General features: G+C 61.4%; 23 protein-coding genes. 6 read left to right on the top strand and 17 right to left on the bottom strand.

Going from position 1 to position 25,185, the window contains the following annotated elements; all coding sequences use genetic code 11:
- Positions 1 to 122: 122 nt before the first annotated feature.
- A complete protein-coding gene (locus ACYCCG_RS10200) occupies positions 123 to 944 on the bottom strand; it encodes an ion transporter (RefSeq protein WP_459670265.1) in 822 nt (273 codons plus the stop codon).
- Between the two features lie 146 nt (positions 945 to 1,090).
- On the opposite strand from ACYCCG_RS10200, the gene ACYCCG_RS10205 reads away from it, so the two are divergent.
- Positions 1,091 to 1,831, top strand: a complete 741-nt coding sequence (locus ACYCCG_RS10205) for an RHS repeat-associated core domain-containing protein (protein WP_422630970.1) — start codon at positions 1,091 to 1,093, stop codon at positions 1,829 to 1,831.
- A gap of 50 nt (positions 1,832 to 1,881) precedes the next feature.
- Here ACYCCG_RS10205 and ACYCCG_RS10210 read toward each other — a convergent pair whose 3' ends face one another.
- The 6 genes from ACYCCG_RS10210 to gcl form a co-directional block, all read right to left on the bottom strand.
- On the bottom strand, positions 1,882 to 2,757 hold the full coding sequence (locus ACYCCG_RS10210; protein ID WP_459670267.1) for an urea transporter: 876 nt from the start codon (positions 2,755 to 2,757) through the stop codon (positions 1,882 to 1,884).
- 206 nt (positions 2,758 to 2,963) lie between these two features.
- Complete coding sequence (gene pyk / locus ACYCCG_RS10215; protein ID WP_003254349.1) at positions 2,964 to 4,379, bottom strand: pyruvate kinase; 1,416 nt, start codon at positions 4,377 to 4,379, stop codon at positions 2,964 to 2,966.
- On the bottom strand, positions 4,376 to 5,650 hold the full coding sequence (locus tag ACYCCG_RS10220; protein ID WP_176685143.1) for a glycerate kinase type-2 family protein: 1,275 nt from the start codon (positions 5,648 to 5,650) through the stop codon (positions 4,376 to 4,378). Before ACYCCG_RS10220 ends, pyk begins: the two co-directional genes overlap by 4 nt.
- 240 nt (positions 5,651 to 5,890) lie before the next feature.
- Complete coding sequence (locus ACYCCG_RS10225) at positions 5,891 to 6,784, bottom strand: 2-hydroxy-3-oxopropionate reductase (protein ID WP_103462236.1); 894 nt, start codon at positions 6,782 to 6,784, stop codon at positions 5,891 to 5,893.
- Between the two features lie 152 nt (positions 6,785 to 6,936).
- Complete coding sequence (hyi, locus tag ACYCCG_RS10230) at positions 6,937 to 7,719, bottom strand: hydroxypyruvate isomerase (protein ID WP_459670269.1); 783 nt, start codon at positions 7,717 to 7,719, stop codon at positions 6,937 to 6,939.
- A gap of 54 nt (positions 7,720 to 7,773) precedes the next feature.
- Positions 7,774 to 9,549 carry a glyoxylate carboligase gene (gene gcl / locus ACYCCG_RS10235; protein ID WP_010955038.1) on the bottom strand — a complete coding sequence of 592 codons (1,776 nt, stop codon included), beginning with the start codon at positions 9,547 to 9,549 and terminating at the stop codon, positions 7,774 to 7,776.
- Between the two features lie 257 nt (positions 9,550 to 9,806).
- Between gcl and ACYCCG_RS10240 the strand changes: the two genes are divergently transcribed.
- Positions 9,807 to 10,247 carry a GlcG/HbpS family heme-binding protein gene (locus ACYCCG_RS10240; protein WP_010955037.1) on the top strand — a complete coding sequence of 147 codons (441 nt, stop codon included), beginning with the start codon at positions 9,807 to 9,809 and terminating at the stop codon, positions 10,245 to 10,247.
- Between the two features lie 122 nt (positions 10,248 to 10,369).
- Here the strand turns inward: ACYCCG_RS10240 and ACYCCG_RS10245 are convergent, their stop codons facing one another.
- The gene (locus tag ACYCCG_RS10245; protein WP_012273442.1) at positions 10,370 to 10,981 is read right to left on the bottom strand and encodes a TetR/AcrR family transcriptional regulator; all 612 of its coding nucleotides are present in this window, start codon (positions 10,979 to 10,981) and stop codon (positions 10,370 to 10,372) included.
- A 132-nt stretch (positions 10,982 to 11,113) separates the two neighbouring features.
- Here ACYCCG_RS10245 and ACYCCG_RS10250 point away from each other — a divergent pair, with 132 nt between their 5' ends.
- Positions 11,114 to 12,028, top strand: a complete 915-nt coding sequence (locus ACYCCG_RS10250; RefSeq protein ID WP_459670273.1) for a DUF808 domain-containing protein — start codon at positions 11,114 to 11,116, stop codon at positions 12,026 to 12,028.
- A gap of 137 nt (positions 12,029 to 12,165) precedes the next feature.
- Here the strand turns inward: ACYCCG_RS10250 and ACYCCG_RS10255 are convergent, their stop codons facing one another.
- The 7 genes from ACYCCG_RS10255 to puuE all read right to left on the bottom strand — a co-directional run bounded on the left by ACYCCG_RS10255 (position 12,166) and on the right by puuE (position 19,168).
- Positions 12,166 to 12,948 carry an outer membrane protein OmpK gene (locus ACYCCG_RS10255; RefSeq protein ID WP_003254339.1) on the bottom strand — a complete coding sequence of 261 codons (783 nt, stop codon included), beginning with the start codon at positions 12,946 to 12,948 and terminating at the stop codon, positions 12,166 to 12,168.
- A gap of 353 nt (positions 12,949 to 13,301) precedes the next feature.
- The gene (locus tag ACYCCG_RS10260) at positions 13,302 to 14,087 is read right to left on the bottom strand and encodes an outer membrane protein OmpK (protein ID WP_209967310.1); all 786 of its coding nucleotides are present in this window, start codon (positions 14,085 to 14,087) and stop codon (positions 13,302 to 13,304) included.
- Positions 14,088 to 14,224: 137 nt separating this feature from the next.
- Complete coding sequence (locus tag ACYCCG_RS10265) at positions 14,225 to 15,580, bottom strand: nucleobase:cation symporter-2 family protein (RefSeq protein ID WP_459670277.1); 1,356 nt, start codon at positions 15,578 to 15,580, stop codon at positions 14,225 to 14,227.
- A gap of 229 nt (positions 15,581 to 15,809) precedes the next feature.
- Complete coding sequence (locus ACYCCG_RS10270) at positions 15,810 to 17,129, bottom strand: urate hydroxylase PuuD (RefSeq protein ID WP_176685149.1); 1,320 nt, start codon at positions 17,127 to 17,129, stop codon at positions 15,810 to 15,812.
- 44 nt (positions 17,130 to 17,173) lie between these two features.
- Positions 17,174 to 17,677: an ureidoglycolate lyase gene (locus ACYCCG_RS10275; protein WP_003254333.1), complete on the bottom strand. Its 504-nt coding sequence runs from the start codon at positions 17,675 to 17,677 to the stop codon at positions 17,174 to 17,176.
- A gap of 49 nt (positions 17,678 to 17,726) precedes the next feature.
- Positions 17,727 to 18,242, bottom strand: coding sequence for a 2-oxo-4-hydroxy-4-carboxy-5-ureidoimidazoline decarboxylase (uraD, locus tag ACYCCG_RS10280; RefSeq protein WP_176685150.1), 516 nt, complete (start codon positions 18,240 to 18,242; stop codon positions 17,727 to 17,729).
- Positions 18,242 to 19,168, bottom strand: a complete 927-nt coding sequence (gene puuE / locus ACYCCG_RS10285) for an allantoinase PuuE (RefSeq protein ID WP_176685151.1) — start codon at positions 19,166 to 19,168, stop codon at positions 18,242 to 18,244. The genes uraD and puuE overlap by 1 nt, the downstream gene beginning before the upstream one ends.
- Positions 19,169 to 19,569: 401 nt before the next feature.
- Between puuE and uraH the strand changes: the two genes are divergently transcribed.
- Positions 19,570 to 19,923: a hydroxyisourate hydrolase gene (gene uraH / locus ACYCCG_RS10290; RefSeq protein WP_003254328.1), complete on the top strand. Its 354-nt coding sequence runs from the start codon at positions 19,570 to 19,572 to the stop codon at positions 19,921 to 19,923.
- 716 nt (positions 19,924 to 20,639) lie between these two features.
- On the opposite strand, the gene ACYCCG_RS10295 is transcribed toward uraH, so the two are convergent.
- A complete protein-coding gene (locus ACYCCG_RS10295) occupies positions 20,640 to 21,989 on the bottom strand; it encodes an NCS2 family permease (protein WP_010955029.1) in 1,350 nt (449 codons plus the stop codon).
- A gap of 283 nt (positions 21,990 to 22,272) precedes the next feature.
- On the opposite strand from ACYCCG_RS10295, the gene ACYCCG_RS10300 reads away from it, so the two are divergent.
- Together ACYCCG_RS10300 and aqpZ are read left to right on the top strand one after the other, a co-directional pair.
- Positions 22,273 to 23,028, top strand: coding sequence for a GntR family transcriptional regulator (locus ACYCCG_RS10300; RefSeq protein WP_004577063.1), 756 nt, complete (start codon positions 22,273 to 22,275; stop codon positions 23,026 to 23,028).
- A 149-nt stretch (positions 23,029 to 23,177) separates the two neighbouring features.
- Positions 23,178 to 23,876 carry an aquaporin Z gene (gene aqpZ, locus ACYCCG_RS10305; RefSeq protein ID WP_176685153.1) on the top strand — a complete coding sequence of 233 codons (699 nt, stop codon included), beginning with the start codon at positions 23,178 to 23,180 and terminating at the stop codon, positions 23,874 to 23,876.
- Here the strand turns inward: aqpZ and guaD are convergent.
- Positions 23,873 to 25,177 carry a guanine deaminase gene (gene guaD / locus ACYCCG_RS10310; protein ID WP_176685154.1) on the bottom strand — a complete coding sequence of 435 codons (1,305 nt, stop codon included), beginning with the start codon at positions 25,175 to 25,177 and terminating at the stop codon, positions 23,873 to 23,875. The genes aqpZ and guaD overlap by 4 nt on opposite strands.
- Positions 25,178 to 25,185: the final 8 nt, after the last annotated feature.

Below are 25,185 nucleotides of genomic sequence, written 5' to 3' on the forward strand. Positions count from 1 at the left end.
TTGGTTATGCTTCTGCCTGTGCCGGCCTCTTCGCGGGTAAACCCGCTCCTACGGGGGACCGCGCACGGTCCGCGCCTGTTGTAGGAGCGGGTTTACCCGCGAAGAGGCCGGCACAGGCGCTATCACGCTTTGGGAAACAACCCATTCCCACAGCGAGAACAGAACGCTGCCCCATGCTCGTGGGTCTTCTTGTGGCAGGTCGGGCAATCATGCTGCAACTGCTCCCCGCGCATGGCATTGGCCAGCTCGGCGGTAAAGATGCCGGTCGGCACGGCAATGATCGAATAACCGGTGATCATCACCAGCGACGAAAGCACCTGCCCCAGCGGAGTCTTCGGCACGATGTCGCCAAAGCCCACGGTGGTCAGGGTAACGATGGCCCAGTAGATGCCTTTGGGGATGCTGGTAAAACCATTCTCAGGCCCTTCGATCACGTACATCAGCGTGCCGAACACGGTCACCAGCGTCGATACCGTCACTAGGAACACGATGATCTTCTGTTTGCTGCCGCGCAGCGCCTCCATCAGGTAATGGGCCTGCTTGAGGTACGGGCTGAGCTTGAGTACACGGAAGATCCGCAGCATCCGTATCACACGAATGATCAACAGGTACTGGGCGTCGCTGTAGTACAGCGCGAGGATCCCCGGCACGACCGCCAGTAAATCGACCAGGCCATAGAAACTGAAGGCATAGCGCAACGGCTTCGGCGAGCAGTACAGGCGGGTGATGTATTCGGCCAGGAAGATCGCGGTAAAGCCCCACTCGATGCCGGCCAGTAGGCCAGCGTAGCCTTGGTGCACTTCGTCGATGCTGTCGAGGATCACCGTGACCAGGCTGGCCAGGATGATCAGTAGCAGGATCTTGTCGAAGCGGCGACCGGCTACGGTGTCGGTCTGGAAGACGATGACGAAGAGCCGCTCGCGTATTGATTGCGGGGTTTGCATGGCTTGTGATCCGGGTGCGTAAGCAACAAGCCTAAAAGGTCAGTGTCCGGGCCTGCAACAGGCTGAACTGGCAAAAATGCCAGTTTTAGGTATCTGAGTGGTGGGCGCAGAATAGCGTCAGGCACGGGCAAGTGTGTGAGACGGTCATGAAAAGGGTAACTGAACCACGGGGCTTGGCTCGGCGAACACTGTCATATAACGCTTACGGCTTTTTGCAGAAGGGGCCGGGCGCTGCGTTGGGGTTCAATGGCGAGAGGAAGGAAGAGGTGCTTCAAGGCTATGCTCTGGGCAACGGGTATCGATTCTATTGCCCTGCACTTATGCGCTTTTTCAGCCCTGACATGTTGAGTCCGTTCGGTAAGGGTGGGGTCAACACGTATTCCTATTGCCAAGGTGATCCGGTCAATCGCTTGGACCCGACTGGTGGAACAGGCATTTTGAAACGTTTGCCGGGGCGGGCAAGGCGAGTGGCCGTGGTCAGTCCTGTAAAAGCGACAGATGATCGAGTTTCACCGGTTTTCAAAAATGGTCCCGGCAAGTATCAGCTTGCGCGCACTGTTTTGAGTGAAGTCGTTGACTTTAGCGGCTCTGGCACTACCGAAGATTTCAGTGGCGCGCCTGTGAAGATACGTCCCGTAGCGACAGTAGCAGGCGTTCCGTCACAAGGGCCAACTATCGATGAGCTTGGAGCGTCTTGGCATAACCATTGGCACTGGGAACACAGGCCGGGCACTCAGCCAATGAGTCTGGACCAGATGATTCCCAATCATCAGCGGGCCCAGAACACTCAGATTGCCGATATCGAGCACTCCATGGCGTTTATCAGGGAGCAGGGCGCACGCCAGGTATTGGATATCCAGGCGCTGGCATCCTTTGGTCATGGGTAAGTGGCACAGCGTGGCTGACAGAGTCCTGCACATCCGATGTGTTCTGGCCTTCAGTTATGTAGGCGCCATATATTCCGACGCAGCAGAAGCTGCCAGAAGTGGTTGCCCGAATGCATCAGCCAGCAGGCCAGTACGAACGGCGCTGTCAGCCCTGCAATGGGCATCAAGTTGAGCAGCGGTTGTAGCAACAGCGCCAGGGCAATGGCCAGCACCGTCACCCAGGGCTTTTCACCTTGCCGGCTAAAGGCCAGTGCCGCCAGTGCGCCATTGAAGCCGTACAGGCCTAACCAGGCGGCTTGCGCCTGATCGGTGAGCAACGCCACGCCGCCACCAATGGCCGAGCCGATCACCGCCCACATCGCCGCATAGGGATTGGCGATGAACATGCCGACGATGATCAGCAACCCGGCCAAGGGCTGGTCGAGCAGGAAAATCTGGCCCACGCCGCGGGCCAACGCATACAGCGGGTCGGCTTCGACGAAGCCGTTGGGCGAGGGGCTGGCGACCAGCAGTGTGGCCCAGCCCAGCAATACGAAAGGGGAGGTGTAGGCAATCAGCAACTTGCCGCCGCGCTTGCGCCACTGGTGGGTGATGATGCTGGACAGGCCGCCGGCGGCGATGATCAGTGGCGGCAGGATCGCCGACCAGGGCAGCACCGCGCTGATCAGGATGCCGATCAGCACGCCGTTGTAGCAGTACAGCCCCGCTTGGCGGTCGGCACGGTCATAGCCGCGTGCCTGGGCGGTGAGCAGGCCGGCCAAGGCACCAAGCAGCGCGCCGCCGACCAGGTTGGGTGCGGTCAGCAGGATGGCCAGCAGGCAGCACAGGCCGCACAGGGGGTTGCGCAGCAGCAGCACCTGGCTGAAGCCGTTGAGTAACGCCGTGGCCCAGTCGGGGCACGGGTTGACGAAATTTTTGGTGTACATGGGGCAGTCAGTGAGGTTGATGGGGGAGCGGTGGGCCTCTTTGGGCCTCGGTTTTCCGCGGTCAGGTAGAGCGGTATTCGGGGAGGGCTTTGCCCTCCAATCGCGACACAAGGCCGCTCACACAGGGATCGCATTCCCTTGTGCCAGCGCGGCCCTGTGGGAGCGGCCTTGTGTCGCGAAAGGGGCGCAACGCGCCCCCGGCAATCTCAGATCAAAGTCTCGATCCGCAGCGTGTTGGTCGTACCCGGCTTGCCGAAAGGCACGCCAGCGGTGATCAGCAACGTGTCGCCACGGCTGGCCATGCCTTGCGCCTGGGCAATCTCCAGGGCGGTGGAAACCACCTCGTCGACCTGACGCAGGCGGTCGTTGACCACCGAATGCACGCCCCAGGCCACGCTCAGGCGGCGCGCGGTGTTCAGGTTCGGCGTCAGGTTGAGGATCGGTGCCCGTGGCCGCTCACGTGCCGCGCGCAGGGTCGAGGCACCCGACTCGCTGTAGTTGACCAGCACCGCCACCGGCAGAATGCCGCTGATGCGGCGGATGGCGCAGCTGATGGCATCCGATACGGTCGCTTCGGCCTTTGGCCGGCCGACGTCGAGCTGGGCCTGGTAGTCCGGGCCGTTCTCCACCTGGCGGATGATCTTGCTCATCATCTGCACAGCTTCCAGCGGGTAGTCGCCCGAGGCCGTCTCGGCCGACAGCATCACAGCGTCGGCACCTTCGGCCACCGCGTTGGCCACGTCGGTGACTTCGGCACGGGTTGGTGCTGGCGAGAAACGCATCGACTCGAGCATCTGCGTGGCCACCACCACCGGCTTGCCCAGCTGGCGGCAGGTACCGATGATGCGCTTCTGGATCTGCGGCACGCTTTCGGCCGGTACTTCCACGCCCAGGTCACCACGGGCCACCATGATCGCGTCTGCCAGTTCGGCGATGGCTTGCAGTTGCTCCACCGCCGATGGCTTCTCGATCTTGGCCATCAGGTAGGCGCGGTCGCCAATCAGCTGGCGCGCTTCGACGATGTCTTCAGGGCGCTGCACGAACGACAGGGCGACCCAGTCCACACCCAGCTCCAGGCCAAAGGCCAGGTCGCGGCGGTCTTTTTCGGTGAGCGGGGAGAGGTCGAGCACCGCTTGCGGTACGTTGACGCCCTTGCGGTCGGAAAGCTCGCCACCGTTCAGTACCTCGGTGTCGATGGCGTCGCTGTGCTTGGCGGTAACGCGCAGACGCAGCTTGCCGTCGTCCAGCAGCAGGTCCATGCCGGGCTCAAGGGCGGCGATGATTTCGGGGTGCGGCAGGTTGACCCGGCGGCTGTCGCCCGGGGTTTTGTCCAGGTCCAGGCGCAGGGCCTGGCCGCGTTGCAGCTGCACCTTGCCTTCGGCAAAGCGGCCAACGCGCAGCTTCGGCCCTTGCAGGTCCATGAGGATACCCAGCGGGTAGTTCAGTTGCTGCTCGACTTCGCGGATCCACTGGTAGCGCAGGGCGTGGTCGGCATGCTCGCCATGGCTGAAGTTGAGGCGGAAGATGTTCACCCCGGCTTCGACCAGCTGGCGGATATCGTCGATGCCGTTGATCGCAGGGCCAAGGGTGGCGAGGATCTTTACTTTTTTATCAGGCGTCATGATTGGGCAGTCTCGAGGATCAGGATGGCGCGGAAGTCGTTGACGTTGGTGCGAGTCGGTTCGGTGACGATCAGCGCATCCAGCGCGGCGAAGTAGCCGTAGCCGTTGTTGTTGTCCAATTCGTCGCTGGCCGACAGGCCCAACGCTTCGGCGCGGTCGTAGCTGGCGGGGGTCATGAAGGCACCGGCGTTATCTTCCGAGCCATCGATGCCGTCGGTGTCACCGGCCAGGGCGTAAACACCCGGCAGGCCTTTCAGGCTTTCGGTGAGGCTGAGCAGGAACTCGGCGTTGCGCCCGCCACGGCCATTGCCGCGTACGGTCACGGTGGTTTCGCCACCCGACAGGATCACGCAGGGCGCTTTGAGCGGTTGGCCGTGCTGAACGATTTGCCGGGCGATACCGGCATGCACCTTGGCCACTTCGCGCGATTCGCCTTCAAGGTCGCCGAGGATCAGCGGGCTGAAACCGGCCTGGCGGGCTTTGACGGCGGCGGCCTCGAGCGACTGCTGGGGTTTGGCGATCAACTGGAAGTGGCTGCGGGCCAAGGCCGGGTCGTCGGCCTTGACGGTTTCCGAGGCCGGGTTGTTCAACCAGTCGATGACCGCTTTGGGCGCTTCGATGTTGTAGCGTTTGAGGATGGCCAGGGCGTCGGCCGAGGTGCTCGGGTCGGCCACTGTGGGGCCGGAGGCGATTACCGTGGCGAGGTCGCCCGGTACATCGGAAATGGCATAGGTGTAGACCGTGGCCGGCCAGCAGGCCTTGGCCAGGCGCCCGCCCTTGATCGCCGAGAGGTGCTTGCGCACGCAGTTCATCTCGCCGATGGTGGCGCCGGATTTCAGCAGCGCCTTGTTGATCTGCTGCTTGTCGGCCAGGGTCAGGCCCTCGGCAGGCAGGGCCAGCAGCGCCGAGCCACCGCCAGACAGCAGGAAGATGACGCGGTCGTTTTCGTTGAGGTTGCTGACCAGGTCCAGCACGCGCTTGGCCACAGCCAGGCCGGCAGCGTCCGGGACCGGGTGGGCGGCTTCGACCACCTCGATCTTCTGGCAGTTGGCACCATGGCCGTAGCGGGTGACGACCAGGCCGGAGACTTCGCCCTGCCAGCTTTTCTCGACCACTTCGGCCATGGCGGCTGCGGCCTTGCCGGCGCCGATGACGATAACCCGGCCGCTGCGATCGGCGGGCAGGTAGGGTTCGAGGACTTGACGGGGGTGGGCGGCGGCGATGGCTGTGTCGAACAGCTCGCGGAGAAGTTTTTGCGGATCGACCGACATGGCAGGCTCCCAGTTATTGTTGTTCTGCAGAATCAAAGACGCCCCTGGAACTGCCTCCGTGCAGGCCGAACCAGGGGCGGGTGTTGCTCGATGCCACCATTGGGCCTGTGGTCGCAGGTTCAACGGCGTTGGCTTCTTCGCGGACAAGCCCCGCTCCTAAATGCACAGCTCTGAGCGATTGTGCGGTCTTTGGTAGGAGCGGGTTTACCCGCGAAGAGGCCAGTGAAGGCTAAAAACGACTTATTTGTCGCCGCGGATCGAGAAGTTGGCCATGTGCTCCAGGCCTTTGATCAGCGCCGAGTGGTCCCAGTTGCCGCCGCCCAGGGCCTGGCAGGTGTTGAACACTTGCTGGGCATTGGAGGTATTGGGCAGGTTGATGCCCAGTTCCTTGGCGCCTTGCAGGGCCAGGTTCAGGTCCTTCTGGTGCAGGTTGATGCGGAAGCCTGGGTCGAAGGTGCCCTTGATCATGCGCTCGGCGTGCACTTCGAGGATTTTCGACGAGGCGAAGCCGCCCATCAGTGCTTCACGCACCTTGGCCGGGTCGGCACCGTTCTTGGCGGCGAACAGCAATGCTTCGCTGACGGCCTGGATGTTCAGGGCGACAATGATCTGGTTGGCGACCTTGGCGGTCTGGCCGTCACCGTTGCCACCGACGCGGGTGATGTTCTTGCCCATGGCTTCGAACAGCGGCAGGGTGCGCTCGAAGGCGTTCGGGCAGCCACCGACCATGATGCTCAGGGTCGCAGCCTTGGCACCGACTTCGCCACCGGATACAGGAGCGTCCAGGTAGGCAGCGCCGGTTGCCTTGATTTTCTCTGCGAACACTTTGGTCGCGGTTGGCGAGATCGAACTCATGTCGATCACCACCTTGTTCGGGCCGACGCCTTCGGCCACGCCGTTTTCACCGAACAGAACGCTTTCTACCTGCGGGGTGTCGGGGACCATGACGATGATGAATTCGGCTTCCTGGGCAACCTCTTTCGGGTTGGCCAGGGCCACGGCACCGGCAGCGATCAGGTCGGCTGGCGCGGCGTCGTGGTGGGTGGAAATGAACAGGCTGTGACCTGCCTTTTGCAGGTTCTGGGCCATGGGCTTGCCCATGATGCCGGTGCCGATGAAACCGATTTTAGCCATGAGAAATTACCTCTTTGTAATTGTGATATCTCAAGCAAGCTTTGGCCCCCTGTGGGAGCGGGCTCGCCCGCGAAGCAGACAACTCGGTGGATGGCACCGGCTTTGCCGGTGTTCGCGGGCGAGCCCGCTCCCACAGGGTCCCGAGTTGTTCCTCAGATTGCGTTGTGGGTTTTCAGCCAGCCCAGGCCCGCTTCGGTGGTGGTCAGCGGCTTGTACTCCGCGCCCACCCAGCCCTGGTAGCCAATGCGGTCCAGGTGCTCGAACAGGAAGCGGTAGTTGATCTCGCCGGTGCCTGGTTCGTTACGGCCGGGGTTGTCGGCCAGTTGGATGTGGTTGATCAGCTTCAGGTTGGCTTCCATCGTGCGAGCCAGGTCACCTTCCATGATCTGCATGTGGTAGATGTCGTACTGCAGGAACAGGTTGTCGCTGCCTACCTCGGCCTGGATTTCCAGCGCCTGTTGGGTGGTGTTCAGGTAGAAACCGGGGATATCGCGGGTGTTGATCATTTCCATGACCAGGCGGATCCCGTCGGCCTTGAGCTTGTCAGCGGCGTAGCGCAGGTTCTCGACGAAGGTCTTGCGCACGGTGGCGCAGTCCGGGCCTTGTGGGCGGATGCCGGCCAGGGCGTTGACCTGGGTGTTGCCAAGGACCTTGGCGTATTCGATGGCTTTGTCGACACCTGCGCGGAATTCTTCGATGCGGTCGGGGTGGCAGGTGATGCCGCGCTCACCTTTGGCCCAGTCGCCTGCCGGCAGGTTGAACAGCACTTGGGTCAGGCCGTTGGCCTCCAACTGCTGCTTGATTTCAGCTGCGCTGAAGTCATAGGGGAAGAGGTATTCGACGCCGCTGAAGCCAGCGTCAGCGGCAGCTTTGAAGCGGGCCAGGAAGTCCTGTTCGGTGAACAGCATGGACAGGTTGGCAGCGAAGCGAGGCATGAGTTGTCTCCTTGCGATGAAGGCCCCCAGGGCGTGCCTGGGGGCGTCAGGCGATCAGTCCAGCAGCGAGATGGCGGTTGGCGCGTCGTTGCCGACCAGGGCCAGGTCTTCGAACTCGTTGACCGCGTTGATCTCGGTGCCCATGGAAATGTTGGTCACACGCTCGAGAATCACTTCAACCACCACCGGCACGCGGAACTCTTCGGCCATCTTCTGTGCCTTGATCAGGGCAGGGGCGATTTCTGCTGGCTCGAACACACGGATGGCCTTGCAACCCAGGCCTTCGACCACAGCGACGTGATCGACACCGTAGGTGGCAGCGTCGGTCGAGTTGATGTTCTCGAACGCCAGTTGTACACAGTAATCCATGTCGAAGCCACGCTGCGCCTGACGGATCAGGCCCAGGTAGGCGTTGTTGACCAGCACGTGGACGTACGGCAGGTTGAACTGTGCGCCTACCGCCAGCTCTTCGATCATGAACTGGAAGTCGTAGTCACCCGACAGCGCCACAACCTTGCGCTTCGGGTCGGCTTTGACCACACCCAGCGCGGCAGGGATGGTCCAGCCCAGCGGGCCGGCCTGGCCGCAGTTGATCCAGTGGCGAGGCTTGTACACATGCAGGAACTGGGCGCCGGCAATCTGCGACAGACCGATGGTGCTGACGTAGCAGGTGTCCTTGCCGAATACCTGGTTCATTTCTTCGTAGACGCGCTGCGGCTTGACCGGCACGTTGTCGAAGTGGGTCTTGCGCTGCAGGCTCGACTTGCGCTCCTGGCACTCTTCGAGCCAGGCCTTGCGGCACTTGAGCTTGCCGGCGGCTTTCCACTCGCGGGCCACTTCCAGGAACACGTCCAGTGCCTTGCCCGCATCGGAAACGATGCCCAGGTCCGGGGTGAACACGCGGCCGATCTGGGTCGGTTCGATGTCGACGTGCACGAACTTGCGGCCTTCGGTGTAGACATCGACGGAACCGGTGTGGCGGTTGGCCCAGCGGTTACCGATACCGAATACCAGGTCGGATTTCAGCAGGGTTGCGTTGCCATAGCGGTGCGAGGTCTGCAGGCCGACCATGCCGACCATTTGTGCGTGGTCGTCCGGGATGGTGCCCCAGCCCATCAGGGTCGGGATCACCGGTACGCCGGTCAGTTCGGCGAATTCGACCAGCTTGTCGCTGGCGTCGGCGTTGATGATGCCACCACCGGCTACCAGCAGGGGGCGCTCGGCATCATTGAGCAGGGCCAGGGCTTTTTCGGCCTGTACGCGAGTGGCGGACGGCTTGTGCACGGGGAGCGGTTCGTAGGCGTCGATGTCGAATTCGATTTCGGCCATCTGCACATCGAACGGCAGGTCGATCAGCACCGGGCCTGGGCGGCCGGTACGCATTTCATAGAAGGCCTTCTGGAAGGCGTAAGGCACCTGGCCTGGCTCCAGAACGGTGGTCGCCCACTTGGTCACCGGCTTGACGATGTTGGTGATGTCGACAGCCTGGAAGTCTTCCTTGTGCAGGCGGGCACGTGGCGCCTGGCCGGTGATGCACAGAATCGGGATGGAGTCGGCCGAGGCACTGTACAGGCCGGTGACCATGTCGGTGCCGGCAGGGCCGGACGTGCCGATGCACACACCGATGTTGCCCGGGTTGGCGCGGGTGTAGCCCTCGGCCATGTGCGAGGCACCTTCGACGTGACGAGCGAGGACGTGATCGATGCCACCGACTTTCTTCAGGGCCGAATACAACGGGTTGATGGCAGCCCCCGGGATGCCGAACGCGGTATCTACACCTTCACGGCGCATGACCAGAACGGCTGCATCGATTGCTCTCATTTTGCTCATGGTTTGTGCCTCATCGATTTTGTAATTGTATACAACTTGCTTTGCGACAGAGTGTATTCACGCCTGGCGGCTCAGGTCAATGGGTTTTCATCGACTAAGCTGGCTTTCGTCAGAGCGCCCGTGAAAACGAGGGTTTGCGCCATCGCATACGATCGTTTAAAAATATTGTATACAAAAACATCTCTCGTTGTGTTCTATTTGTTCGATCGGTTTTCAACTGCCCTCAGGGCTTCTCACAACAAGAAGAGGACCTTTCCATGAACGTTCTGAACCTGAAAGTCGCCGTCAGCCTGGTGAATGCCGCGCTGGTGGCGGGCCGCAAGATCAATGCCGCGCCGCTGACCGTGGCGGTGCTGGATGCCGGCGGGCACCTGCTGGCGCTGCAGCGCGAGGATGGCGCCAGCCTGATTCGTCCTGAAGTGGCCACTGGCAAGGCCTGGGGCGCGATTGCCCTGGGCAAGGGATCGCGCTTGCTGGCGCTGGATGCGCAGCAGCGGCCGGCTTTTTTTGCCGCGTTGAACGGCATGGGTGAGCGGCCGGTGGTGCCGGCGCCGGGTGGGGTGCTGATTCGTGATCAGGACGGCAAGGTGCTGGGTGCCGTGGGGATCAGCGGCGATACCTCGGATATCGACGAGCAGTGTGCGATCAGTGCGATCGAGGAGGTGGGGTTGCGGGCAGATGCCGGGGTAGCGGCCTAAATCTCTATTGCCTGTTCTGGCCCATTCGCGGGCAAGCCCGCTCCCACAGGGACTCCACTATCTTCAGGCATGTGGTGATCCTGTGGGAGCGGGCTTGCCCGCGAATGGCCCTTCGGGATGGTTCAGGCTGCCTCAGGCTCACAACCTTTCAAGACCATACGAATGATGGTTTCGGCTGCCGCGTCATAATCACTGTCGGCCAGCTTGGCCTTGCCGGTCACTGCAGAAATCTGCCAGTCGAAGTCCGCATAGGTCTGGGTCGCCGCCCAGATGCTGAACATCAGGTGATGCGCGTCCACATGGGCGATCTGCCCGCGGTCGATCCAGCGCTGGATACACTCGATGTTGTGTCGGGCCTGCTCGTTCAACTGCTCTACCTGGTTCGGTGACAGGTGCGGCGCGCCATGCATGATCTCGCTGGCGAACACCTTGGACGCATAAGGCAGATCACGCGAAATGCGAATCTTCGAACGAATGTACGCGCTCAGCACTTCCTTCGGGTCGCCGTCTGCATTGAACGGCGTGGATGCCTGCATGATTGGCGCGATGATGCTTTCCAGGACCTCGCGGTAAAGGTTGTCCTTGGACTTGAAGTAGTAATACACGTTCGGCTTGGGCAGGCCGGCCTTGGCCGCGATATCGCTGGTCTTGGTGGCGGCGAAGCCCTTGTCGGCGAATTCCTCGCTTGCCGCGCGCAGGATCAATTCCTTGTTGCGCTCGCGAATGGTGCTCATGGTCAGGGATCTTCCTCGTGTCTGGCCACCTCTAAGGGGGATCGGGCATGGTAGCACCGGGCTCGACGGGCGCTCAAGGCAGCGACTTTCGGCTAGACTCCGGCACATTCAATTCAGGGGAAACAGGCAAACATGGCAGGAAGCAGTCTACTGGTACTGATCGACGACATCGCCACGCTGCTGGATGACGTCTCGCTAATGACCAAAGTTGCGGCGAAAAAGACTGCGGGTGTGCTGGGTGACGACCTGGCACTGAATGCTCAGCAGGTCACCGGCGTGCGCGCTGATCGCGAGTTGCCGGTGGTGTGGGCGGTGGCCAAAGGCTCGCTGCTGAACAAGGCCATTCTGGTGCCGGCGGCCCTGCTGATCAGTGCCTTCATCCCGTGGGCGGTAACGCCACTGCTGATGCTGGGCGGTGCGTACCTGTGCTTCGAGGGTTTCGAGAAGCTGGCGCACAAGTTCTTGCACAGCAAGGAAGAGGATGAGGCACAGCACGAGGCGCGCAAGGAGGCCGTTGCCGATCCCAGCGTTGACCTGGTGGCTTTTGAAAAAGCCAAGATCAAGGGGGCGGTGCGTACCGACTTCATCCTGTCGGCGGAAATCATCGCCATTACCTTGGGTATCGTCGCGGACTCGCCGCTGACCCAGCAGATCATCGTGCTGTCGGGCATTGCGGTGGTCATGACCATTGGTGTGTATGGGTTGGTAGGCGGGATCGTCAAGCTTGACGACCTTGGGCTGTGGATGGCCCGCAAAACCTCCAGGCTGACTCAGGCAGTGGGTAACGGCATCCTGCGGGCGGCGCCGTACATGATGAAAAGCCTGTCGGTGATTGGTACCGCGGCGATGTTCCTGGTTGGCGGTGGGATCCTGGTGCATGGCATCGAGCCGCTGCATCATGCCATCGAGGCGTTCAGCGAAGGGCGTGGCGGGGCGTTGACCGGTGCGTTGCTCAACGGCGGGGTCGGAGTCATCGCAGGTGCTGTGGTGCTGCTGGTGGTAAGCGTTGCGGGGAAATTGTGGCGGGCAGTTCGGCCAGCCAATTGAGGCGTGTGTCCGGGGCTTTGCCCCGGTTCGCGGGTGAACCCTCCCCCCAGGTATCGCGTTTGCCTTGAACCCGGCGCGGCCCCTGTAGGAGCGGGTTTACCCGCGAATGGGCCGCAGCGCGGCCCCGAGCGATCAGTTCAGAAGTGAACCTTGACCAGGAAGCTCATGGTGTTCTGGTCGGTAGTGAAGGCATCGCTGTCCTTGATGCCGTACTTGTTTTTCCAGTAGTCATACTCCACACCCACATACAGCTGTTTCTCACCCAGGTGCAATGCCTTGCCCAGGTCGTACTTGATCTGCGGGTTGAAGTGCAGGTTGGCCTGGTAGGTGCCGCGGCGGTTCTCGTCGTTGTCCACCACCCAGTCCATGAAGCCGTCGATCAGTACGTCGGAATCGCCGACCGGAATGGTGTACGACCACACCGGGGTGATCTGCCACACGTTGTCGCCAGCGCGGCTGCCGTCGGTGGTGCGGTTGTAGAAGTTTAGCTGGAAGTAGTCGAAGCCCGGAATGGCCAGGTCGAAGCCTGGGCCGATCAGGTAAGACTCTGTGTCACCTTCGCCAAACTCGTAGGTCATCGCCAGCAGCACGTCCTTGACCGGGCCAAACTCGATCTTCTGATCGAAAATCTTGCCGAACGACAGGCGTGGGCTGATCTCACCGTAGTAGGTGTTCGGGCCGTTGCCGGCGTCTTTCTGGCCCTGGTAGAAAATCTTGTCGACGAAAATGAAGTTGTCTCCGTACTTCCAGCCATCGGCGTGCTCGAAGGTGACGGTTTGCTGAATCGCCGGGTTGACCTTGAAGTTCTTGCCCCACAGGTAGGTCAGGCTGTTGTTCTGCCATTGCAGCAGGTCGCCGCCGAAGGTGGTGCCGCAGGCCAGCAGGCCGCCAGCGAGGATCAGGCTCTTGATAGTACGCATTGCGAGTGTCGCTCCCTTGATTGATCTGTTGTCAGCGCTCGGTGTCGGCGCTTTTTTTGTCTTTTGAGTCAGCTTTTTTCGATAGGCCACAGCTGTTTGGCAAGGGTTGGGCCAACTTTTCCGGGTTGGCAAAACCTTCCTGCTCGACTTCGTTCTGAACGGATGAAAAGGGTCTTTCAGGCTGGCAACACGTTGGCCAACCGCCCGAATTCATTGACTGAGCGGTCAGTAAACGCAGGCAGAATCCGTTCTGCCCTGATCGAGGGGGCGCGCAGATTACTGGCTTGCGCGCCGCGCCTCAAGTGCTCCGTCCTGGAGCGGGGTGGATCAAACCTGTGCGTTTGGTCAGCTTGTCAGAAGTGGACCTTGACCAGCGCGCTGGCGACGCTCTGGTTACTGTCCAGGTTGCCGCGGCTGTCAATGCCGTACTTGTCTTTCCAGTAGCTGTATTCAAAGCCAACGTAGAGCTGCTTGGCGCCCAGGTTCAGCGCCTTGCCCAGGTCGTATTTGACCTGCGGGTTGAAGTGCAGGTTGGCGTGATAGGTGCCACGGCGGGTCTGGTCGTTGTCGGTAACCCAGTCCATGTAACCGTCGATCAGAATGTCTGACCGCCCCACGGGGAGGGTGTACGACCAGCCGGGGGTAATCTGCCAGACGTTGTCACCGGGGCGGCTGCCTTCGGTGTTACGCACGTAGAAATTGAGGGTGAAGTAGTTGAAGCCGGGGATGTTCAAGTCGAAGCCTGGGCCGATCAGGTAGGCCTCGTTGTCGCCTTCACCGCGCTCGTAGGTCATGGCCAGCAGCACGTCCTTGATCGGACCGAAGGCAAGCTTGCGGTCGAAGATCTTGCCCAATGACAGGCGTGGGCTGAACTCGCCGTAGTAGGTGGTCACACCTTTGCCGGGGTCGGCCTTGCCGTTGTAGAAGATCTTGTCGACGAACATGAAGGTGTCGCCGTACTTCCATTTGTTGGCGTGCTCGAAGGTGATGGTCTGCTGGATATCAGGGTTGACCTTGAAGTCCTTGCCGTACAGGTAGGTCAGGCTTTCGCCGTGCCATTGCAGCCATTCGCCTGCGTGCGAGGGTAGGGTGGCCAGCAGGCTGCTGCCCAACAACAGGGACGTGGTGATGCGCTTCATGTTGTGATTCCCGGACTTATTGTTTTTGTTGGTGTTTTTGGCGCGCAGGCGCCCCGGGCGACCCATTCCGGCGGGTCGACGGCGTAGCGGTTACTGCAGAGGTGAACGAGGGGCAGCCATGCGCCGCCCCCTTTGGCTCAATGCTGGTGACAGACGTCGTTGTGCATTGCGCGGTCGGCACCGCCAAGGATGTTGAACAGTACGTTCAACACCAGGGCGCTGACTGTGGCCATGGCGATTCCACTGTGGGTGATGGGTTCCATCCACTGTGGCATCTGGGCAAAGAACTCCGGACGTACCACGGGGATCAACCCGAAGCCGACGCTCACGGCAACCAACAGCTGGTTGCGGCGGTCGCCGATGTCCGCCTCCTGAAGAATCTTGATCCCGGTGGCGGTGACCATGCCGAACATGGCGATGGACGCGCCGCCCAGTACCGCAGGCGGGATAGAGGCAATCAGGAAGGCCGCCTTGGGCAGCAGGCTGAGCAGGATCAGCAGTGCACCGGCCACGATGGTGACATAGCGGCAGCGCACCCCGGTCATCTGCACCAGGCCGATGTTCTGGGCGAACGAGGAGTGGGTGAAGGTGTTGAAGAAGCCCGCAATGAACGACGCACCGGCATCGCACAGCAGGCCGCGACGCAGCATGCCAGGGGTTACTTCACGATCAGTCACCTTGCCCAGGGCCAGGAACATGCCGGTGGACTCGACGAAGATGATCACCACTACCAGGCACATGGACAGGATCGGCGCCAGGCTGAAGGTCGGCATGCCGAAGTGCAGCGGGGTGACCACCTGCAACCACGGTGCTTCATTCAGGCCCGACAGGTCGACCATGCCGATGGAGCCGGCCAGGATGTAGCCAAGGCCCATGCCCACCAGTACCGACACGTTGACCCAGAAACCGCGCATGAAACGGTTGATCAGCAGGATCACGGCCAGTACCAGGCCGGCCACCAGCAGGTAGATCGGCGAGCCGAACGTTTCTGCTTCATGGCCGCCACCGGCCCAGTTGACTGCCACCGGGAACAGCGACAGGCCAATCGAGGTGATCACCGTACCGGTGACCAGCGGTGGGAAGAAGCGGACAACCTTTGACATGAACGGCGCGATCAGCATGCCGAAGAACCCGGCAGCGATGGTCGCGCCGAAGATCCCCTGCAGGCCTACGCCGGGCATGCCGGCCATGGCCACCATGCTGCCGACGGCGGCGAAACTGGCACCCATCATCACCGGCATGCGGATGCCCACCGGGCCGATACCGAACGACTGGATGATGGTAGCGACGCCAGCGACCAGCAGGTCGGCGTTGATCAGGAAAGCGACTTCTTCACGGGACAACCCGGCGGCCTGGCCGATGATCAACGGCACGGCGATCGCGCCACCGTACATCAGCAGAACGTGTTGCAGGCCAACCAGGAACAGTTGGAACAGGGGCAAGGGTTCGCGCGGCGGCGCAATGGGGATATACGCCTTGCGTGACTCGGACATGCAGCACCTCGAGTTTTGTTTTTATTCTCGGATCCAAGCGGCAGGCTTCATGCCTGCGCGCTCGATGCTTGCTTGTTGCGTAACACATGGAGCTTGAGGCTGGGGTTACCGGCCTCTTCGCGGGCAAGCCCGCTCCTACAAGGGATGTGCAATCCCCCGATTTGCGGGTCAGCCCACCCCTTCAGGGAAAGATGATTCCCTTGGGGGCGGGTTGCCTGGCGAGGTGCTGTCAGTTGACCTGGGCGCCTTTGGCGATCCAGTCCCCGACGAGCTTGCGCTCTTCGGTGGTCATCTGGGTGATGTTGCCCAGCGGCATGATCTGGCTGGCAACCGCTTGCGCCTGAATGCGCGCGGCCTGGGCCTGGATCTGCTGCGGAGTGTCGAACATCACGCCGGCAGGGGCGGTGCTGAACAGTGGGCTGGTCGGCTTGGACGAGTGGCACACGGTGCAGCGTTCCTGGATGACATTGTGGATCTTGTCGAAGTCGCCACCACCGGCCTGGGCAGCGGCCTGGGCCGGTGCCTGCGCAGGTGTTTCGGCAGCCTTGGCGGCGTCCTCGGCGCGCTGCTCGGCAGCGGTCTTGCCGCCTACCGCAGTTGCCGGCAGCGGTTGGTACTCGATCTTCGCTGCTGCTTGCTCAGGGCTTACGGCCATCGGTTTCGGGCCGGTAACGTAAGCCAGGCAGATCATCGCCAGGGCGCCGACGGGCAGGGTCCAGGCGTACTTGTTGCTGTCGTGGCGGGTGTTGAAGTAGTGGCGGATCAGAACCGCGGCTACTGCGATACCGGCCAGGATCAGCCAGTTGTACTGGCTACCGTAGGTGCTCGGGAAATGGTTGCTGATCATGATGAACAGCACCGGCAGGGTGAAGTAGTTGTTGTGACGCGAGCGCAGCAGGCCCTTGGCCGGCAGTACCGGGTCGGGCGTCTGGTTGTTCTCGATCGCCGCCACCAGCTGGCGTTGGGCCGGCATGATGATGCGGAACACGTTACCGACCATGATGGTGCCGATGATCGCGCCGGTGTGCAGGTAGGCGCCACGGCCGCTGAACACCAGGCTGAAGCCCCAGCAGGCTGCGATGATCAGCACGAACAGCACACCACCGAGCAGCGCTGGCTTCTTGCCCAGGGGCGAGTCGCACAGGAAGTCGTAGATGAACCAGCCCGCGATCAGCGAACCGATACCGATGGCCACGCCTTCGGCACCGCTCAGGGTGCTGCCAGGTGCCAGCAGGTACAGGGTCGGGTTCCAGTAGAACACCACGCACAGCAGGGCGATACCGGACATCCAGGTGAAGTAGGCTTCCCATTTGAACCAGTGCAGGTTCTCGGGCATTTTCGGGGGGGCGAGCTTGTATTTCTCCAGGTGGTAGATACCACCGCCGTGAATCGCCCAGAGATCACCCGACAACCCATCGCGCGGGTTGCTTCGGTTCAGGTGGTTCTCCAGCCAGACGAAGTAGAACGATGCACCGATCCAGGCGACGCCGGTGATCATGTGAACCCAGCGAATGCTCAGGTTCAGCCATTCGTGAAGGTGTGCTTCCACAGTATGTACCTCTGCCAGTCACCGAGAAGATGACTGACCTTTTCTTATTGGTGGGGATTGAGGATCAGCATCTGTTCCTCGGTGAAGTAATGCTCATCGCAGTTGTTGCCAGAACCACTGCGATCAACCACCAGGAAATCATCCCGCTTTTCGATCGTCAGCACCGGGTGGTGCCAGACGCCGCGATGGTAATTAACGCCCTGCCTGCCATTACTGCGGAAGGCTCGGACCAAGCCTGATACAGGTGCATCGCCAACGGGCGCGACCACGATCAGAAAGGGGTTGCCGAGCAGCGGGATGAAAGCCTGGCTGCCCAGCGGATGGCGTTCCAGCATGCGCACGGTCAGCGGCATGTCCTGCGCGTCGGCGCGGAAGATGCTGATGATCGCCTTGTCTTCAGGCTCGGCGGTTTCGACCGTGGCGAGCTTGTGAAAGCGCATGGTCGAGCCGTTGTTGATCATGAAGTGGTCGCTGCCGTCGGTTTCGATCACGTCTCCGAACTGGGCGAAGGCTTCTTTGGTCAAGGGCTCGATCATCAGGGTGCGCATGCGGTTATCTCTTCTATTGTTCGTTTTCTGAATAAGGTTCGGCTGTTGCTTACAGCTGCAGCAGGCGGAACAGGGCGATCTGGTTGATCTGCGTCAGGGCTTCCTTGAATTCGGCATCGGCATCGTTGTGGATGCGCTTTTCAAAGGCGGCGAGAATCTGGTGCCGGTTGCTGCCCTTCACTGCCATGATGAACGGGAACTGGAACTTGGCTTTGTAGGCATCATTCAGCTCGGTGAAGCGGGCGAACTCCTCGGCGGTGCACTGGTGAATGCCGGCGCCGGCCTGTTCGTTGGTGCTCGATTCTGTCAGCTCGCCCTGGATGGCTGCCTTGCCGGCCAGGTCCGGGTGAGCGTTGATCAGCGCCAGCTGGTCGGCGTGGTTGGCGCTGAGCAGGATGTCGCTCATGCGCTGGTGCAGCGCCTCGATCTCGTCCAGCTCGCCCAGTTGGCCCAGGTCGTAGGCTTTTTCGGCAACCCACGGCGAGTGCTCGTAGATGTCGGCGAAGGCCTTGACGAAGGTGTCACGGTCCAGGGCGGATGGTTTGAGGGTATTGAAGGCGGTCATCAGGCGTTCTCTTTCTTGTACGGGTGGGTGGTGTGCCAGTGGCGGGCGATATCCACGCGACGGGCGAACCAGACCTGGTCATGACTTTTTGCGTAATCGACGAAGCGCTTGAGTGCTGCCAGGCGCGCCGGGCGACCGACCAGGCGGCAGTGCAGGCCGATGGAAAGCATTTTCGGTGCGTCGGCGCCTTCGGCGTACAGCACATCAAAGGCGTCTTTCAGGTACTGGAAGAACTGCTCGCCGCAGTTGAAGCCCTGTACCTGGGTGAAGCGCATGTCGTTGGTGTCCAGGGTGTAGGGGATCACCAGGTGCGGCTTGCCAGTGGGGTTGTTTGGCTCCCAGTAGGGCAGGTCGTCGTCGTAGGTGTCGCTGTCATAGAGGAAACCACCTTCCTCCATCACCAGGCGGCGGGTGTTCGGGCCGGTTCGGCCGGTGTACCAGCCCAGCGGGCGCTCGCCAGTGAGTTCGGTGAGGATACGGATGGCTTCGAGCATGTGCTCGCGCTCCTGGGCCTCGTCCATGTTCTGGTAGTCGATCCAGCGGTAGCCGTGGCTGCAGATCTCGTGGCCGGCTTCGACCATGGCGCGGATCACGTCGGGGTGGCGCTGGGCGGCCATGGCCACGGCGAAGATGGTGAGTGGTACGCCGCTGTCCTTGAACAGCTTCAGCAGGCGCCATACACCGGCACGGCTGCCGTATTCATACAGCGACTCCATGCTCATGTTGCGCTGGCCCTGCAGTGGTTGGGCAGCGACCATCTCGGACAGGAAGGCTTCGGATTCCTTGTCACCGTGCAGGATGTTGCGTTCGCCACCTTCCTCGTAGTTGAGGACGAAAGACAGCGCGATGCGGGCGTTGCCCGGCCATTGCGGGTGAGGAGGGTTGTTGCCGTAACCGATCAGGTCGCGAGGGTAATCAGCGCTCACTGCAGTCTTCCTTCTTGTGCGTTAGTGCGGGGGGGGTGGGCGGGCCGCGTCGGTATGTCGCACCACCGGATGGGCTGATTGTATACAACTTCTGAAATCTTTTGTAAGCCTGTTTTTCCGCATTTCTTCCCTTTTGTCGCCTGACAGCGACTTGGAAATACAGTGCAAGAAACCTGCCTGATTGGTCAGCTAATAAAGTTGGCATCGTTATGGTGCGCGTATTTGCGACCGATGGGTCGTTTATGGGCATCAAAGGGAGGGTGCGACAGGGGAGATCAAAAAATTGTGTACAATTCATGGGTGGAATGTCTTAATAACGTCATTCCCGCCTGCCGCAGGCGCTAAGCTGGTGCGATGGCTGAGTATTTTTTGCCCACAGATTGAACAAGAGGCGACACGCAATGGGACGTTTGACCACACACGTACTGGATGCCGCGCATGGCTGCCCGGGTAGCTCGATCAAGGTCGAGCTGTACCGCGTCGAAGGCCAGCAGCTGGAGCTGGTGAACACCGCCCTGACCAATAGCGATGGCCGCGTCGATGCGCCGCTGTTGCAGGGGGACGATTACCGCACTGGCGTTTACCAGTTGCAGTTCAGCGCTGGGGATTACTACCGCGCCCGTGGCGTGCAACTGCCGGCCCAGGCGTTTCTGGATGTTGTTGTGCTGCGCTTTGGCATCGACGAGTCGCAGGAGCATTACCACGTGCCGCTGCTGATTTCGCCGTACAGCTATTCGACCTATCGTGGAAGCTAGTTGGTCGCTAGAAGAATCTTCGTAGGTCCTTTGGCCCGCTCTCACACTGGCGGGCTTTTTTTCGTCTGCTGTTTTTTGCGTTGCCTGTGCCGGCCTCTTCGCGGGTGAACCCGCTCCTACGACGGGCTGTGTCCAACTGTCCACCACCGTGGTAGGAGCGGGTTTACCCGCGAATACGGTGGCGGCAGCAACGGTGAACGGCGGGTGGAGATTGGTAGGCAGGGCCGGCCCTTTCGCGGGTGAACCCGCTCCTACAGCGGGCTGTGTCCAACTGTCCACCACCGTGGTAGGAGCGGGTTTACCCGCGAATACGGTGGCGGCAGCAACGGTGAACGGCGGGTGGAGATTGGCAGGCAGGGCCGGCCCTTTCGCGGGTAAACCCGCTCCTACAGCGGGCTGTGTCCAACTGTCCGCCACCGTTGTAGGAGCGGGTTTACCCGCGAATACGGTGGCAGCAGCAACGGTGAACGGCGGGTGGAGATTGGCAGGCAGGGCCGGCCCTTTCGCGGGTGAACCCGCTCCTACGGGCGACCGCGAAGGCCTTTCAAATGTTGAGCAAGGGCGCCATATCGCGGCATACCAACAAGGCGGTCGCGCACGTCCCTCGCAGGCATTAGTGGCCCGAAACAAGCGTAGGAGCGACCTTGGTCGCGATGCGCCGCGCGGGCGGCGCTCGGTTTCGAAAACACTGGAAATCTAAAGCCAGACACCCTTGATCAGAGGAATACGAACTTGGCGATGAAGATCGCGCACAGCACCCACAGGCTGGCCGAGATTTCCTTGTACTTGCCTGTACCCGCCTTCAAGGCCACATAGCTGATGAAGCCCAGGGCAATACCATCGGCAACCGAGAACGTCAGCGGCATCATGATCACCGTGACGATCGCCGGAATGCTGTCGGTGGCCTCATCCCAATGGATATGCGCCATGCTGCCCATCATCAGCATTGCAACATAGATCAGTGCACCTGCTGTCGCATAGGCCGGAATCATCCCGGCCAGCGGCGCGAAGAACATCGCGGCGATGAACAGCAGGCCTACCACCACAGCCGTCAGGCCAGTTCGGCCACCTGCGGCAACCCCCGCGGCACTCTCCACATAGCTGGTCACCGGCGGTACACCTACCACCGCACCGAACACACTCGAGGCACTGTCAGCCTTCAACGCCTTCGACAGGTTCTCGATACGCCCGTCCGGCGCCACCAGGTTGGCCCGTTGCGCGACGCCCATCAGGGTGCCGGCAGTGTCGAACATGTGCACGAAGAGGAACGCCAGCACCACGCTGATCATGCTGACGTTGAACACGCCAGCCACGTCCATGGCCATCCAGGTGGGCGCCAGGCTCGGCGGCATCGACATCACCCCGCCAAATTTGACCAGGCCCAGGCCCCAGCCGGCCAGGGTGACACCCATGATGCTGATCAGGATCGCGCCGAATACCCGCTTGTAGCTGAGGATGGCGATCAGCAGGAAGCACACGGCTGCCAGCAGTGGCCCCGGTTCATGCAGCGAGCCCAGCTTGATCAGGGTGGCAGGGCTGTCGACGATGATGCCTGCGGTCTTAAGGCCGATCAGCCCGAGAAACAATCCGACGCCGGCCCCCATGGCATGGCGCAGGCTGACCGGGATGCTGTTGAGCAGCCATTCGCGCACTTTCGACAAGGTCAGGAACATGAACAGCACGCCCGAGACGAATACCGCCCCCAGCGCCGTTTCCCAGTTGTAGCCCATGGTGCCGACAACGGTGTAGGTAAAGAAGGCATTGAGCCCCATGCCCGGCGCCAGGCCCACCGGCCAGTTGGCGTACAGGCCCATCAGCAGGCAGCCCAGCGCGGCGGCGATGCAGGTGGCGACGAAAGCGGCACCATGGTCGATGCCGGCGTCGGCCATGATGTTGGGGTTGACGAAGATGATGTAGGCCATGGTGATGAAGGTGGTCACCCCAGCGATCATTTCGGTTCTGACGGTACTGCCGTGTTGCTTGAGTTTGAAAATCCGCTCCAGCCAGCTCGTTTCGAGCGGTGGGGCGAGATCCAGCGTAGGGGCTTCGGATTTGCGGCTTTCCACAGCGGGTACTCCTCAAGTCTTTCTTGTTGTTATGGAGCCAGTTTCCTGCGCAATGCACTTGGCGGCTCCGCGAGGGAAGGCAGACGTCTGACCGGTTTGTTGACTCATGGGTCAAGAAGTCGCTCGATGGATTATGCTTTTGTGTACAAAGAAAGCAAATAATGTTTTATGTTTTGTATGCGCAATGTGTCGTACAACGGCTATATAGGTAAAACGCCCCCTGCGGAATCGCCTCAGCCTGTGTACAATGGCGCCATACTTTCTCTTCGTGCCTCGAGAGCCCATGAACGAACAGCTGCAACCTCTGAAGAAACCTGCACGAGTCGGCAAGGCCGGCCGCAGCGGTACCCAGGACGACATCGTCTACGCGCATATTTTCGAGGCGATCCTCGAGCAGCGTCTGGCTCCGGGCACCAAGTTGAGCGAGGAAGCGCTGGGCGAGATCTTTGGCGTCAGTCGCACCATCATCCGACGCGCCTTGTCGCGCCTGGCCCACGAAAGCGTGGTGCTGCTGCGGCCGAACCGCGGCGCGGTGGTGGCCAGCCCGACCGTGGAAGAGGCGCGCCAAGTGTTCTTCTCGCGGCGCATGGTCGAACGCGCCATCACCGAGTTGGCGGTGCAGCATGCCACCCCCGATCAGCTCAACGAGCTGCGGCAGATGGTGCGCGAGGAGCGCGACAGCTTCTCGCGCGGTGACCGGGGTGCCGGCATCCGCCTTTCCGGCGAGTTCCACCTCAAGCTGGCCGAAGCGGCGGGCAATGCACCGCTGGTGAGTTTCCAGCGCAGCCTGGTATCGCAGACTTCGCTGATCATCGCCCAGTACGAAAGCGGCAACCGCTCGCACTGCTCTTACGATGAGCACATGCAGCTTATCGATGCTATCGAGGCGCGCGATGCCGAGCAGGCCGTGAGCCTGATGATGCATCACATGGACCACATCGACAGCAAGCTGAACCTGGACGAGGAGAGCGCCTCGGACGATTTGCATGCGGTCTTCTCGCACCTGTTGAAAAAGCCCAAGGTTTCCGTCAAGGGTTGATCGTTTGCCGGTGTGATCGAGGGGCTGCAAGGCAGCCCCCAGGCACTACTGGCCATAACCCAAAGGTCTGCTAAATTCTTGTGAGCAAACCTTCATCAAGCAGTTGGGCTTGCGCATTCGTTGCGTTCAACTTCTTGAGGAACGGATTCATGAGCATGTCCCTGGGTAAACGCATGGGGGCCGAACTGATCGGCACCTTCTGGCTGGTCCTTGGTGGCTGTGGCAGTGCGGTACTCGCAGCCAGTTCCCCTCTCGGCATCGGTGTACTCGGTGTCGCCTTCGCCTTCGGCCTCACTGTACTGACCATGGCTTTCGCGATTGGCCATATCTCTGGTTGCCATCTAAACCCTGCCGTGTCGTTCGGGCTGGTGGTAGGCGGGCGCTTCCCGGCCAAAGAGCTGCTGCCTTATGTGATCGCTCAGGTCATCGGTGCCATCCTGGCGGCCGGGGTGATCTACCTCATCGCCAGCGGCAAGGCCGGTTTCGAGCTGTCTTCGGGGTTGGCTTCAAACGGCTACGCCGACCACTCGCCCGGTGGCTACACGCTGGGCGCCGGCTTCATCAGTGAAGTGGTGATGACCGCCATGTTCCTGGTGGTGATCATGGGGGCGACCGACGCCCGCGCACCGGCCGGTTTTGCACCCATCGCCATCGGCCTGGCCCTTACCCTGATCCACCTGATCTCGATCCCGATCACCAATACCTCGGTCAACCCCGCGCGTAGCACGGGGCCGGCCTTGTTCGTCGGGGGCTGGGCCCTGCAGCAGCTGTGGCTGTTCTGGGTGGCGCCGCTGATCGGGGCTGCAATCGGCGGCGCGCTGTATCGGGGTTTGGCGAAAGAACCTTAGCGCTGGTGCACGCAGCGCCCGGCGGCGTAGGTTTCACGCACGGTACGGTCATCGCCCAGGGTGGTGAGCACGAACAAGGTTTCTTCGATGCTGTTGGACTGCTGGATGCGGTAGTCCAGCAGTGGCGTGGCCTTGTAGTCCAGCACCACGAAGTCGGCATCGTTGCCTGGGCGCAGGCTGCCGATACGGTCGTCCAGGCGTAGCGCGCGGGCGCCGCCGAGGGTGGCCAGGTACAGCGATTTGTACGGGTGCAGGCGCGCGCCTTGCAGCTGCATCACCTTGTATGCCTCGTTCAGGGTGTTAAGCAGAGAGAAGCTGGTGCCGGCGCCAACGTCGGTGCCCAGGCCCACGTTGACCTTGAACCGCTCGGCCTGGGGCAGGTTGAACAGGCCGCTGCCGAGGAACAGGTTGGAGGTGGGGCAGAAGGCCACGGCCGAGCCGGTTTCGGCCAGGCGTTGGCACTCTTCGTCGCACAGGTGCACGCCGTGGGCAAACACTGAGCGTTCGCCCAGCAGCTCGAAGTGATCGTAGACGTCCAGATAACCCTTCTGCTCGGGGAACAGCGACTTGACCCAGTCGATTTCCTTGAGGTTTTCCGACAGGTGCGTGTGCATGTACACGCCCGGGTGCTCCTTGAGCAATTGGCCGGCCAGGGTCAATTGTTCCGGCGTACTGGTTGGGGCGAAGCGCGGGGTCACGGCATAGTGCAGGCGGCCTTTGCCGTGCCAGCGCTCGATCAGTGCCTTGCTTTCGGCATAGCCGGACTCGGCGGTGTCGGTCAGGTAGTCTGGGGCATTGCGGTCCATCATCACTTTGCCGGCGATCAGGCGCAGGTCCAGGCGCTCGGCTTCTTCGAACAGGGCGTTGACCGACTCCGGGTGCACGCTGCCGAATACCAGCGCAGTGGTGGTGCCGTTACGCAGCAGTTCCTTGAGGAAGATCTTCGCCACCTGGTCGGCGTGGTCTTTGTCGGCGAACTGCTTTTCGCAGGGGAAGGTGTAGGTGTTGAGCCAGTCCAGCAACTGCTCGCCGTAGGAACCGATCATGCCGGTCTGCGGGAAGTGGATGTGGGTATCGATGAAACCCGGGGTGATCAGCGCGTCCTGATAGTGCTCGACCGGGATGCCGGCATCCAGCGTCGGCAGCAGTTCACTGGCGTGCCCAACGGCGCTGATGCGGCCATCGTCGACCACCAGCAGGCCGTCTTCGTAGTATTCATGGGAAGCCTCCAGGCCTACCTCGGCCGGGTCGGCAATGCTGTGCAGGATGGCGGCACGGTAGGCTTTGCGGGTAACGGTCATAACACACT

This window comes from Pseudomonas sp. VEM90 (genome assembly GCF_054611535.1).

Bases quoted from the DNA above. Each gene is read 5' to 3' on its own strand.
- ACYCCG_RS10200 (WP_459670265.1), bottom strand. From the start codon at position 944: ATGCAAACCCCGCAATCAATACGCGAGCGGCTCTTCGTCATCGTCTTC.
- ACYCCG_RS10205 (WP_422630970.1), top strand. From the start codon at position 1,091: ATGAAAAGGGTAACTGAACCACGGGGCTTGGCTCGGCGAACACTGTCA.
- ACYCCG_RS10210 (WP_459670267.1), bottom strand. From the start codon at position 2,757: ATGTACACCAAAAATTTCGTCAACCCGTGCCCCGACTGGGCCACGGCG.
- pyk (WP_003254349.1), bottom strand. From the start codon at position 4,379: ATGACGCCTGATAAAAAAGTAAAGATCCTCGCCACCCTTGGCCCTGCG.
- ACYCCG_RS10220 (WP_176685143.1), bottom strand. From the start codon at position 5,650: ATGTCGGTCGATCCGCAAAAACTTCTCCGCGAGCTGTTCGACACAGCC.
- ACYCCG_RS10225 (WP_103462236.1), bottom strand. From the start codon at position 6,784: ATGGCTAAAATCGGTTTCATCGGCACCGGCATCATGGGCAAGCCCATG.
- hyi (WP_459670269.1), bottom strand. From the start codon at position 7,719: ATGCCTCGCTTCGCTGCCAACCTGTCCATGCTGTTCACCGAACAGGAC.
- gcl (WP_010955038.1), bottom strand. From the start codon at position 9,549: ATGAGCAAAATGAGAGCAATCGATGCAGCCGTTCTGGTCATGCGCCGT.
- ACYCCG_RS10240 (WP_010955037.1), top strand. From the start codon at position 9,807: ATGAACGTTCTGAACCTGAAAGTCGCCGTCAGCCTGGTGAATGCCGCG.
- ACYCCG_RS10245 (WP_012273442.1), bottom strand. From the start codon at position 10,981: ATGAGCACCATTCGCGAGCGCAACAAGGAATTGATCCTGCGCGCGGCA.
- ACYCCG_RS10250 (WP_459670273.1), top strand. From the start codon at position 11,114: ATGGCAGGAAGCAGTCTACTGGTACTGATCGACGACATCGCCACGCTG.
- ACYCCG_RS10255 (WP_003254339.1), bottom strand. From the start codon at position 12,948: ATGCGTACTATCAAGAGCCTGATCCTCGCTGGCGGCCTGCTGGCCTGC.
- ACYCCG_RS10260 (WP_209967310.1), bottom strand. From the start codon at position 14,087: ATGAAGCGCATCACCACGTCCCTGTTGTTGGGCAGCAGCCTGCTGGCC.
- ACYCCG_RS10265 (WP_459670277.1), bottom strand. From the start codon at position 15,580: ATGTCCGAGTCACGCAAGGCGTATATCCCCATTGCGCCGCCGCGCGAA.
- ACYCCG_RS10275 (WP_003254333.1), bottom strand. From the start codon at position 17,677: ATGCGCACCCTGATGATCGAGCCCTTGACCAAAGAAGCCTTCGCCCAG.
- uraD (WP_176685150.1), bottom strand. From the start codon at position 18,242: ATGACCGCCTTCAATACCCTCAAACCATCCGCCCTGGACCGTGACACC.
- uraH (WP_003254328.1), top strand. From the start codon at position 19,570: ATGGGACGTTTGACCACACACGTACTGGATGCCGCGCATGGCTGCCCG.
- ACYCCG_RS10300 (WP_004577063.1), top strand. From the start codon at position 22,273: ATGAACGAACAGCTGCAACCTCTGAAGAAACCTGCACGAGTCGGCAAG.
- aqpZ (WP_176685153.1), top strand. From the start codon at position 23,178: ATGAGCATGTCCCTGGGTAAACGCATGGGGGCCGAACTGATCGGCACC.
- guaD (WP_176685154.1), bottom strand. From the start codon at position 25,177: ATGACCGTTACCCGCAAAGCCTACCGTGCCGCCATCCTGCACAGCATT.